The sequence below is a fragment of the Bacillus sp. Medicinal_06 genome (assembly GCF_056711665.1).
This window is the reverse complement of sequence record NZ_JBWYHD010000057.1, coordinates 1-809: the sequence shown is the minus strand read 5'-3', so window position 1 is coordinate 809 and position 809 is coordinate 1. Positions and strand designations below refer to the sequence as shown.

The 809-nt window shown below is 47.7% G+C and carries 5 tRNA genes and 2 rRNA genes; all 7 read right to left on the bottom strand.

Annotation, left to right across the window (positions count from 1 at the left end):
• Positions 1-42: 42 nt before the first annotated feature.
• Positions 43-123: transfer RNA gene (locus AC1M36_RS28375), tRNA-Leu, on the bottom strand.
• Between the two features lie 16 nt (positions 124-139).
• Positions 140-215, bottom strand: a tRNA-Lys gene (locus tag AC1M36_RS28370).
• 4 nt (positions 216-219) lie between these two features.
• Positions 220-294 (bottom strand) — tRNA-Gln (locus AC1M36_RS28365).
• 12 nt (positions 295-306) lie between these two features.
• A tRNA-Tyr gene (locus tag AC1M36_RS28360) sits at positions 307-390 on the bottom strand.
• A 9-nt stretch (positions 391-399) separates the two neighbouring features.
• A tRNA-Val gene (locus AC1M36_RS28355) sits at positions 400-475 on the bottom strand.
• A gap of 4 nt (positions 476-479) precedes the next feature.
• Positions 480-595 (bottom strand): 5S ribosomal RNA (gene rrf, locus AC1M36_RS28350).
• Positions 596-696: 101 nt separating this feature from the next.
• Positions 697-809, bottom strand: a 23S ribosomal RNA gene (locus AC1M36_RS28345); the annotation flags it as partial.

Here is an 809-nt window from a genome sequence, read left to right as displayed (position 1 = left end):
AACTACTTCCGCAAGACATGTTATGAGATATTTTATTAAAAGTGCGGGTGAAGGGAGTCGAACCCCCACGCCAAAGGCGCCAGATCCTAAGTCTGGTGCGTCTGCCAATTCCGCCACACCCGCATATAATTTTAATAAATGGTGAGCCATGAAGGACTCGAACCTTCGACCCTCTGATTAAAAGTCAGATGCTCTACCAACTGAGCTAATGGCTCTTAATGGCTGGGCTAGCTGGATTCGAACCAGCGCATGACGGAGTCAAAGTCCGTTGCCTTACCGCTTGGCTATAGCCCATTAATTAAGAAATGGTGGAGGGGGGCAGATTCGAACTGCCGAACCCGAAGGAGCGGATTTACAGTCCGCCGCGTTTAGCCACTTCGCTACCCCTCCGACATTATATGGTGGAGGATGACGGGATCGAACCGCCGACCCCCTGCTTGTAAGGCAGGTGCTCTCCCAGCTGAGCTAATCCTCCATTTGCCTGGCAACGTCCTACTCTCACAGGGACAAGGTCCCAACTACCATCGGCGCTAGAGAGCTTAACTTCCGTGTTCGGTATGGGAACGGGTGTGACCTCTCTGCCATCATTACCAGACTATATTCACTTGAGACAAACATTATTATACTTGACTGATTAAAAAAGTCAATAAGTTTTTTATGTTCTCTCAAAACTAGATAACACTTGCTTCATATTATATGGTTAAGTCCTCGATCTATTAGTATTCGTCAGCTCCACATGTCACCATGCTTCCACCTCGAACCTATCAACCTGATCATCTTTCAGGGATCTTACTAGCTTACGCTATGGG